The organism is Nocardia sp. CWNU-33 (genome assembly GCF_046764895.1).
GTDB lineage: Bacteria > Actinomycetota > Actinomycetes > Mycobacteriales > Mycobacteriaceae > Nocardia.
In genome coordinates this window covers 165,495-175,629 of the sequence record NZ_JBKOQN010000014.1, presented here as the reverse complement: position 1 = coordinate 175,629, position 10,135 = coordinate 165,495, and the positions used below count along the sequence as shown (strand labels likewise).

Genomic DNA, 10,135 nt, shown 5'->3' with positions numbered 1-10,135 from the left:
GCAAAAAGATTTGCTGACTAAATGTCCAACCCTACAACCGGGGGGTATGTAAGGCCGGAACCAATTAAATAATTGGCACTGACATTCATCGACACACTATTGAGTTCTCAAAGAACACACGCACACAGTTCCTCCCCAGATTCTCTCGGGGGGCTCTCTGAGGCAACTTTTCCAGCCTAGCCAATCGTTCGGTCGGAGTCAAGTCCGCTCGCTCGATCGATGTTGCTGACGGTCAGGCGCTCCTCGTCCTACCTCGTTTCCCAGGCCCTCCGCTCAGCGTTTCCGCTGGGCTTCTCGGCTCCGGGTCGGTGTCCGTGTCGCTCTGACTTGGATAAAGTTACGCGGCGGAAAACGCTACGTCAAATCGCCAAGAAGCGGAGGTGTTTCCCCAGGTCAGAGCACCTGCACCGACCTGGGAAACCGGCTCGAATTACACAGATGTGACTCAAGCCACCAAGATCTTTAAGCGCCCGCCCGCAGTACGCCTGCGAAGTTGCGCTTTCCCCTACGCAGCACCAGCCACCGTCCGTGCAGGTAGTCAGCATCGGAGGGGGTCCATTCCAGATCCGAGATGCGCTCGTTGTTCACCGAAGCGCCGCCTTCGTTCACCGCACGACGGGCCGCCCCACGACTCTCACTCAGTCCGGATGCCACCAGAAGATCGACGATCGTGCTCGGCTCCCCCGCGACAACCTCGGCGACCGTGCCGTCGACGGCGGCTTCCCGCAGCGCCGCGGCCAACGTCGCCTCGTCCAACTCACGCAGATCCGCTCGACCGAACAACGCCTGGCTTGCCAACTGCACGGCGTGGGTGTTGGCCTCCCCGTGCACCAGGGTCGTCATCTCCTCGGCGAGCTTGCGCTGCGCCTCCCTGGCATGCGGGCGTTCGGTCGTCGCCGTCTCCAGCTCGGCCAGCTCCTCCTCGGACAAGAAGGTGAACCAGCGCAGGTAGCGGACGACGTCGGCATCGGCGGTGTTCACGAAGTACTGGTACCAGGCGTAGGGGCTGGTCATCTCGGGGTCGAGCCACAGGCTGCCGCCGCCGGTCGACTTACCGAACTTCTTGCCGTCGGCCGAGGTCACCAGCGGCACGGTCAGCGCGTGCACCGATGCGCTGTCGACCCTGCGGTTCAGTTCCACGCCCGCGATGATGTTGCCCCACTGGTCGGAGCCGCCGACCTGCAGCATGCAGTCGTAGTCGCGGCGCAGCTGCAGGTAGTCGTTGGCCTGCAACAACATGTAGCTGAACTCGGTGTAGGAGATGCCTTCGCCGTCGAGGCGCCGCTTGATGGTGTCGCGGGCCAGCATGACGTTCACCGAGAAGTGCTTGCCGACGTCGCGCAGGAAGTCGACGGTCGACAGGTTCCCGGTCCATTCCATGTTGTTGACGATGACCGCGCCGGTCGGTGAATCGTCCAGGTCGACGAAACGCTCGAGCTGGGAACGGATCCGCTCGGCCCAGTCCGCAACTGTGTCGGACGAGTTCATGGCCCGTTCGCCGACGTCACGCGGATCGCCGATTAGGCCGGTGGCGCCGCCTGCCAACACGATCGGCCGATGACCGGCCCGCTGGAAACGGCGCAGTGCGAGCAGCGGCACCAGGTGTCCGGCGTGCAGGCTGGGGCCGGTGGGATCGAAGCCGGCATAGAGGGTCAGGCGGTCGGCGGCCAGCGCCGAGCGCAGGGCATCCAGGTCGGTGGACTGTGCGATCAGTCCGCGCCAGGTCAGTTCATCAATGATGTCGCCGCTCACGCTGTCCCATCTTTCCGCACGGATCCCGATGACCCGCGTTCGCCTCAGTCTCGCTGGGACGTGCCGCGCAGGTCGAGTGGATTTCGCGGGCGTGCGCCGTACTCGAAAGACAGCGATCGGCGGACTCGGTCCGCCGATCGCTGTCCGATGTTCAGTTGGTCGAGTCGGGTCCTGTTCAGCGGGTCAGCGTCGCTCGCAGGGCCGCGATGCTGTCGCGGCGGTTCCATGCGATCCACACGAACACCGCGCACAGGACCAGCGGGAAGATCGCCATGCTCGGGGCGCCGAGCAGAAAGGCTTGGGTCGCGGCGGCGCACACCACGGTGATCGACAGGCCGGCCGCGGCGGATCCGGACAGTCGCGGGATCAGTAGGCCGAGGCCGCCGGCGAGCTCGACGACGCCGGTCACGTAGCGGAACCACTGGCCCCAACCGATCTCCGCGTACACCTCGACGGCGTCGTGCTGCCCGACGAACTTCGGTGCGGCCGAGGCGATGATGAAGAACAGGCCGAGCACGATCTGCAGGGTCCAGAGGGTGATGTTGCGCGTGCGGCTCGGCGCAACAGTGGCGGTGACGGGGTGGGCGATGGTGGTCACAGGGGTGCTCCTTTGCCGGTGGCTTCGAGTCGGTGTGGCGCGCTTACCAGATAGGACGGAGGCCACCACAGAAACTCATCGCTGCCGCCAAAATTCGCCAGTACCCGAGTTTATGCCTGGCTGAAGGTCTGCAGATGGCGCGGACATGATGGGTCAGGACCCGCCGGTCATCGATGCGATCCAGGTCCGGAGCCCGTCTCGATCCGCGGTGCGCGTGGGCTGCGGCGGTACACCGAAACAGCAGTCGAGGCAGGCAGCCAGAATCGCCACGCCTGTTCGGCCGCCATCCTGACGCCGACGCGTGGCCCGCTGGCGATCTCGGCTGCGCTCAGTGCGCCGGCCAGTTCCAGCCGGATCGGCGAGGACGGGTCGAACAGTGGAGTTCCGTAGTCGCCCAACGTGATTCCGAGCGTGCTACCGAGATTGCCCGGTCCCTTCGCCAGGTCGACATCGCTACGTGCGGTCGTTCGGCGCGCGCGTGCTGTCTGCAGCCCGGCCACTACTTCCCCCGATCGGATCAGCACTGCGCTCGCGGTCCCGTCCGGCCCGCTCGTCACATTGACGCAGGTGTGCATGCCGTAGCTGAGATAGACGTACAGCACCCCGGCGGGCCCGAACATCACCGCATTGCGCTTGGTCCGCCCGCGCCCGGAATGTGATGCGAGGTCCGGCCACGGCCCGGTCGGATCTCCGCCGTATGCCTCCACCTCGACGATCCGCACCCCGACCGGCCCCGACCAGAGGGTGGCGCCGAGCAATCGGCGCGCGGCGGCGGGCGGTTCCACAGCGAGTTCATCGGCACACACAGCGGCCATTGTCCCGAACCGGGTCGGTCCGATCAGCCCGCGACCCCGCATCCGACCACCACAACACCGGCGATCGTGCTTCGCCCGGACGAACTCGGGTGCGCCGGCTAGAGGTAAGCGCTGTGCTGGCCGGTGCGCAGGGTGATCAGATCGTCGGCGATCACGGCGATGTAGGCGACGCCGACGAGCGCGGCGAGCTGGGCCCATGCCACCCACGCGACGCCGATCGGGATCGTCGCCGCGACCGCCGCAGCGGCGACGAGGCGATACCACGAGCGCGGCAGACGTAGGGCGCGGCGGAAGAAGAACTGCCCGAGGAAGTAGAGGGCGACACCACCGGAGAGCGCGGCCGCGGTGGCGACGGAGGCGACCTCGTTGCCGTGCGCGATGCTCATCTTGATACCCGCAGCGGTCACGATGATGCCGATCAGCAGCGGATAGAGCGCGTAGCCGTACGCGAGGACGGCAGCGGTGGAGCGCTGCCGGTCGGGTACCTCTCCGAGCGCGCGTTCGCCGCGCTCGTCATCGATGCCGAAGTACGCCCACCACAGCACATAGGCCAGCGCCAAACCGAGCGCGACATTCGCAACCAGCGCGACGGTCAGTTTCTCTCCCGCCAGTCCGGCACCGATGGCAACGACGGACTCACCGATGGCAACGATGACGACCAGACCGTGCCGCTCGCAGAAGTGACTTGCCCTGACCACGAAGTTGCCGGTGTCGACCAGGTAAGGGCTGAGTACCTGGACCGCGAAAGCCAGTCCCCAGCACAGGTATTGGGCCCAGTCGTGCACGAAACCGCCGGCCAGCACCAGCCCGGCAGCAAGTGCGTTCAGCGGCGCGATCCGCTTGATGGCGATCGTCGCGGAGGCGCCGCCGCTCGAATAGAACATCGCCGTGTGCACGGTATTGACCAGGACGTAGCCGAGGCCGAACGCGATGCCGGTGCCATGGAAGGCATCCGGGATCGCCAGCGCGAGCACGAAGAACCCGAACATTCCGAGCAATAGCCAGGTCCGCCGGGACGAGCTGCTCGGCGCCACTTCGTTGGTGAGCCAAACGTAGCCGCTGTACATCCACCAGATGACACCGAACAGCAGTGCTACCTGAGCCAGCGCCTGCCAGCCGGGGTGATGGGTGTACACGTGGGTCAATTGGGTGATGGTGAAGACGAAGACGAGGTCGAAGAAGAGCTCCAGCGTCGAAGCCCGGACTTGTCCCCCCTCCACGTTCGTATCGGTGGTCTCGCTGGTCACCGCAAGATCGTAAGGCGACTGGCGGTTTTCCGCCGTCCGTACCTCAGCCGAGGGTGTCGGTCCCCATGTACAACCCCTCGAGCTTGTGCGGATTGACCTGGAAGCGGAGGTTCTGGATCCGGCCGTCGACGATGTCGTAGGTGAAGGCGGCGCCGGGGTTTCCACCGATGAGGGCGAGCGCACCGAGTTCGCCGTTGATGTCGGCGGATTCGAGGGCGAAACCGGCCGCGACCGGTTTGGCCAGCACGCCCAGGATCCAGCGGGCCACATGGTCGGGGCCGTGCAGTGGACGCCGCGCCGCGGTCACCACGCCGCCGCCGTCGGACCACGCGGTCACATCGGGGGCCAGCAGATCCATCAGCGCATTGAGGTCGCCGCCCGAGCACGCGGCCATGAATTGGTCGGTGATGTGCGCCCGCTCGGCCTTGTCGGTGTCGAACCGCGGACGACGGGACTGCACGTGAGCCCTGGCCCGGTGCGCGATCTGACGGACCGTGGTCTCGGGCTTGTCGAGGGTGTCGGCGATTTCGGCGTGCGAGTAGCCGAAGACCTCACGCAGCAGGAAGACCGCCCGTTCGACCGGGCTCAAGGTTTCCAGCACCACCAGCATCGCGGTGGAGACGGTGTCGGCCAACTCGGTCTCCTCCGCGATATTCGGCGAGGTCAGCAGCGGCTCGGGAAGCCAAGGGCCGACGTAGGTTTCGCGGGTGGCCTTGGCGGAGGTCAGCCGGTTCAACGACAGGTTGGTGACCGTGCGGACCAGATAGGACTTGGGATGCTGAACAGTCGACTGATCGGTGTCGTTCCACTTCAACCAGGTGTCCTGGAGGATGTCCTCCGCATCGGTGACGGTGCCCAGCATCCGGTAGGCGGTGGCGAACAGCAGCCGCCGATGTTCGATGAAGGGATCCTGTGCCGGCGTTCGGTCGACCATCGACGGTTCCACCTCCCCGAGTATTCAGGCCGTACAAGTCAGGTGAACCTATCGCCCGCCATAGGGTGTGCGGCGGGCGGTATGCGTGGCGTCATGCTGTCGCACGGGTGGCTTCGCCGCCCTTGGACAGCTGCACCGACATCGTCATCTTCTTGCTCATCTTGAAGGTCGGTACCGGGCTGCTGCTGACGGCCTCCTTGTAGATCACCGCGGCACGACCGGTCAGGTAGAACCGGCCTGCAGTGTCGTCGACCTTGGTGAACTGGATGACCGCGTCCTTGCGTCCCAGGCTGACCGGCTGATGGAAGTAGCCGAAACGGAACGGCTCGACCTTCTTGCCGCGCAGCGCCCGCGCGATGGCGTCGGCGGTGTATGCGGCGGTCGGCATGCCGGACTGGCAGGTGCCGTGGACCTGGCCCCAGACCTGGCGCACCGCGGCAGCATCGCCGATGGCGTGAATATTCGGGTGCGACACCGACCGTAGGGTCGGGTCGACCACGATCAGACCGCGCGCGTCGGTTTCGATGCCCGCCTGGGCGGCCAGTGGAGACACGCGGACGCCGGTGGTCCACAGCGTCAGATCTGCGGGAACCAGTGCACCGTTGGCCAGCTCGACCGCGTCCGGCAGCACCTTGGTGACGGCATTGCCGATCTCACGTGCGACACCGAGACGGTCCAGCGCCTTGTTCAGGTAGGCGCGGGCCCGCTCGCCCATCATCGCGCCGGGCTCGGTGCTGCTGATCAGTGTGACCTTCAACCTCGGGTGGTTCTCGGCGATTTCGGCCGCGGCCTCGATACCGGTCAGGCCGCCGCCACAGACCGCGACGGTGCCGCCGTCGGCTTCGGCTGCCGCGAGGTGTTCGGACAAACGGTGCGCGGTGCGGGGATCATTCAGGGTCCAGGCGTGGTCGGCGGCGCCGGGCACGATGGTGGTATCGGTGCTGCTGCCGAGGGCGTAGACGAGGGTGTCATAGTGCAGGGCCGCGGCGCCGTCGACGATGACCCGCTGTCCGACCGTGTCGATGGAAGTGGCCCAGCCCTGGACGAATTCGACGCCGGTGCCCGCCAGCAGGACCGGGATCCGGTGGTCGGCCAATTCCTGGCCCGCCGCGATCTGGTGCATCCGCAGCCGCTCGGTGAACCGGGCGAACGGGTTGACAACGGTGATCTTGGTGTCGAGTTTGCGCGTCCGCCGGGCCAGCCGCACAGCGGCGAGCATGCCGGTGTAGCCGGCGCCGAGGATGACGATCCGCTGCGTGTTCATGGCGCTTCTCCCATGGTCCATGTCACCGGTTCGGGGTTCGTTGGTTGGTGACGACCATGGGACAAACAACGGCCGCGGAACGTGACAGCCACCCTTTGTGATCCACGCCACTATGCCGAAACCAGCCAGAAAACGGCTGCGACCAGCTCGAACACGGAGTAAGCCAGCAACTCGCGCCGCGGACGACCGGTCCCCACGCCCTGCATCAGCTCTTGCCGAGCGCCTCCTTGCGGATCAATTGCAGCAGGCTCGGGTTATCGGTTGTCGTGACGACCCCGACGATTTTGCGCACGAATCGGTCGTCGCCGACCAGCCGGAGCAGACTCGCTGCCAGATCGATGCGCGCGGTATAGCGACTGTCGACATGCCCCTCGACCATCGTGTAATCCGTGACGGCGGGCAGTTCGTACAGCCCGCCGGGACGCACGATCGTCCACTCGAGATCGCTGGCCCGCAGCAGCGTTTCCATTCGTCGCATGTCGTCATAGAGGGTCTTGCCCATGACCCGCACGATGTAGGGCTGTAGCACTCGGTTGAAGAGGAACCCGGCATCCGAGTAGGGCTTCGGGTCGACCGCACTGGACGAAACCACACCGATGCGACGCACGCCGTGGCGGTGCATGGCGGCCACGATGTTGCCGACCCCGGTGGAGTAGGTGGTGATCGCCCCTTTGCCATAGGGCACGCCGAGCGCGGAAAGCACGGCGTCGGCGCCCGCGATGGCCGTGTCGACCGATTCCAATTGGTGGACATCGCCCCCGAAGACGACAAGCCGCTCGTGGGCGATCGGGAATTCGGCCGGCCGCCGCGTGACGGCGACGACGTCGTGGCCAGCGTCGAGGGCCTGGGCGGTCAGCAGCCGGCCGGTGGGGCCGTTGGCTCCGAAAACGATGATGCGCATGGCGGATTTCCTTCTGCAGATGTTCGGCACGCCTCTGGCGCTCGTTCATCCGAGCGCCGTATCATATGAGAATCATATCATCTATTTTGAAGGTCATACAATATGAATGACGTATCAAATGCAGATGCGCGGCGGCATCGACAGTCGGCGCGCGCAGTCAAAGAGTCGCTTCGCGACCTGAACATCCAACTGTCGCTACTGAATCGCCAGTTCGGAGCCAGGGTCGAACTCAAGGACGCCGACTGGAATTGCCTCGATCTCATCAACCGGCACGGCCCGCTCAGCCCCGGCGCGCTGGCCAAGCTCGCCGGCCTGCACCCGGCAACCATCACCGGCGTACTCGATCGACTGCAGCGCGGCGGCTGGATCACTCGCGAACGCGACCCCGACGCGACCGATCGCCGCGCCGTCACCGTACGCGCGACCCGCGACCGCAATCCGGAGATCTATCGCATGCTCTCCGGCATGAACACCCGCATGGACGACCTCTGCGAGCGGTACAGCGACGCCCAACTGGAGGTGATCGCGGACTTTCTGCGCCGCACCGCCGAGGCAGGGCGCGACGCGACCGCCGAACTCGCCGACGACTGACTCGCGACGAATTAGTCTGCGGTTCAACCATTTCCGGTTGCCGCGCGACGAGATACGGATGCGCCGCGGCTCGGTGATGGGTGAACAGACGATCATCGACCAATTCTCCGCGTTCGATGATCACGCGCCGCCCGGACCAGGCGCGGCGGGAGTGGATCGAAGCGGGCGTGTGCCTGCGCACCGGCACGGTGATCTGCACCGAGAAGGCCTCGGACACCAAAGAATTCGAACACACCAGCCCGCGCGGGTGTGGCAGACATCGACAATCGGTGAGTAGCACGTATCAGGGGCCGGGTCAGGGGTGAAATAGGGACGCTCCCCGATGTGTCCGGACGGTCCGGATTCCTACTGTCGGTGCATGTCTTCGGTTCCTCGACCGCGCTGGTGGCGACGGTTGCTCATCGGCGTTGTCGCATTCGCGACGGTATTCGTGCTCGCGGTGGGCGGCGGCGTCACCTGGGTGTATGTCAACGCGGTCGTCTCCACGGTCGACAGCACGAAATTCGAGAACGAGCTCGCTGTTCCGCCGCTGGCGCAATCGCAGCCGCGGCCGGACGGCACCCGGGTGTTCGAGCTCGATATGCGTTCGGGGCGAAAGGAATTCCGGGCCGGTCAGACAACGGACACGTGGGGATTCAACGGCGACTACCTCGGCCCGACGTTGCGGGCGAAGCGTGGCGAAAAGGTCGAGGTTCGAGTCCGCAATTCGCTACCCGAAGCCTCCACCGTGCACTGGCACGGCATGCATCTGCCCGCGTCGATGGACGGTGGCCCGCATCAGATGGTGGCGGCGGGAGCGACATGGACGCCGCAGTGGACGATCGATCAGCCCGCCGCGACGCTCTGGTACCACCCGCACCCACACGGCGCGACCGAGCAGCACGTGCGGCGTGGACTGGCGGGTATGTTCCTGCTCGACGACGAGATCTCCGAATCGCTTCCGCTGCCGAGCAATTACGGCATCGACGATCTGCCGGTCATTGTGCAGGACGTGAAGTTCCGCGGGGCCGCACTCGATTCGGGACATGCCATCTTCCGTGACGTCGGGTTCCTCGGCGACCAGACGATGGTCAACGGCACCCTGACGCCGTACCGCAATGTCGGTGACGAGCTGGTCCGGCTCCGATTGCTCAACGCCTCCCCCGCACGCGTCTACACCTTCGGCTTCGCCGACAACCGCTCGTTCTCCCTCGTCGCCACCGACGGCGGACTGCTGGAACGCCCCGCCACGCTCGACCGGCTGCAGCTCTCACCGGGCGAGCGGGCCGAGATCGTGGTGCGGGTCCGTCCCGGTGAGCGCACGGTACTGCGCAGCAACAAGCTCGACGCCGGACTCGACTTCTGGACCGGCAGGTTCGCGGGCGGCGACGACTCGTTCGACATACTCGAGCTGCGCGCGGCCGCAGCGCTGCGCCCCTCGCCCGAACTGCCCGCGACACTGGCACATCCGTCCACCCCGGACGGTACCGATTCGGTGCAGGAACGTCGCTTCGAGTTGAACCTGAGCGGGATCAACGGCCAGAAGATGGCGATGGACCGGATCGACCTGACCGTCACACGAGGCACTACCGAGACCTGGATCGTGCACAACAACGACGGGATGCCGCACAACTTCCACGTCCACGATGTGCAGTACCGAGTGCTGGAGCTGAACGGTACACCGCCATCGACAGCGCTGACCGGACCGAAGGACACCGTCTTTCTGCCGCCCAACGCCACCGCGAAACTCGCCATGCGGTTCGACGGACCGGCCGATCCGAACTCGCCGTATATGTATCACTGCCATCTGCTGTGGCATGAGGATCAGGGCATGATGGGCCAGTTTGTCGTGGTCGAGCCAGGACAATCCGCAGGCAGGCCGCCATCGCATCACGGCCACTGACCGAGGCACGCACCCAACCCGGGATCCATCGAGGCAAGGCTCGATACCCGTGGCGACATGCCGGGCTGTGCGCACGACCAGCCGCTACCTCTTGTCCAGACGTCCCCGTCGCGCTAAATTCATCACACAGTGAATTCAACACTCGATGAAT

The 10,135-nt window shown here is 65.6% G+C and carries 9 protein-coding genes; 2 read left to right on the top strand and 7 right to left on the bottom strand.

All coding sequences use genetic code 11. From position 1 onward, the window contains the following. Positions 1–462: 462 nt before the first annotated feature. The 7 genes from tyrS to ACLMAL_RS20870 form a co-directional block, all read right to left on the bottom strand. Positions 463–1,752 (bottom strand): tyrosine--tRNA ligase, encoded by a 1,290-nt coding sequence (gene tyrS / locus ACLMAL_RS20900; RefSeq protein ID WP_412000609.1) that lies wholly within the window; start codon positions 1,750–1,752, stop codon positions 463–465. Between the two features lie 175 nt (positions 1,753–1,927). After that, positions 1,928–2,350: a DoxX family protein gene (locus tag ACLMAL_RS20895; protein ID WP_412000608.1), complete on the bottom strand. Its 423-nt coding sequence runs from the start codon at positions 2,348–2,350 to the stop codon at positions 1,928–1,930. A 167-nt stretch (positions 2,351–2,517) separates the two neighbouring features. Further along, positions 2,518–3,165 carry a DNA-3-methyladenine glycosylase gene (locus ACLMAL_RS20890; protein WP_412000607.1) on the bottom strand — a complete coding sequence of 216 codons (648 nt, stop codon included), beginning with the start codon at positions 3,163–3,165 and terminating at the stop codon, positions 2,518–2,520. Positions 3,166–3,263: 98 nt separating this feature from the next. Continuing rightward, a complete protein-coding gene (locus ACLMAL_RS20885) occupies positions 3,264–4,412 on the bottom strand; it encodes a low temperature requirement protein A (protein WP_412000606.1) in 1,149 nt (382 codons plus the stop codon). Between the two features lie 43 nt (positions 4,413–4,455). Beyond that, on the bottom strand, positions 4,456–5,346 hold the full coding sequence (locus ACLMAL_RS20880; protein ID WP_412000605.1) for an RNA polymerase sigma-70 factor: 891 nt from the start codon (positions 5,344–5,346) through the stop codon (positions 4,456–4,458). A 91-nt stretch (positions 5,347–5,437) separates the two neighbouring features. Continuing rightward, positions 5,438–6,610: an NAD(P)/FAD-dependent oxidoreductase gene (locus tag ACLMAL_RS20875; protein ID WP_412000604.1), complete on the bottom strand. Its 1,173-nt coding sequence runs from the start codon at positions 6,608–6,610 to the stop codon at positions 5,438–5,440. Between the two features lie 205 nt (positions 6,611–6,815). Beyond that, the gene (locus ACLMAL_RS20870) at positions 6,816–7,511 is read right to left on the bottom strand and encodes an NAD(P)-dependent oxidoreductase (protein ID WP_412000603.1); all 696 of its coding nucleotides are present in this window, start codon (positions 7,509–7,511) and stop codon (positions 6,816–6,818) included. Positions 7,512–7,613: 102 nt separating this feature from the next. On the opposite strand from ACLMAL_RS20870, the gene ACLMAL_RS20865 reads away from it, so the two are divergent. Next, positions 7,614–8,102 (top strand): MarR family winged helix-turn-helix transcriptional regulator, encoded by a 489-nt coding sequence (locus tag ACLMAL_RS20865; RefSeq protein WP_412000602.1) that lies wholly within the window; start codon positions 7,614–7,616, stop codon positions 8,100–8,102. A gap of 358 nt (positions 8,103–8,460) precedes the next feature. Further along, positions 8,461–9,984 carry a multicopper oxidase family protein gene (locus ACLMAL_RS20860; RefSeq protein WP_412000601.1) on the top strand — a complete coding sequence of 508 codons (1,524 nt, stop codon included), beginning with the start codon at positions 8,461–8,463 and terminating at the stop codon, positions 9,982–9,984. The last annotated feature ends 151 nt before the right edge of the window (positions 9,985–10,135 follow it).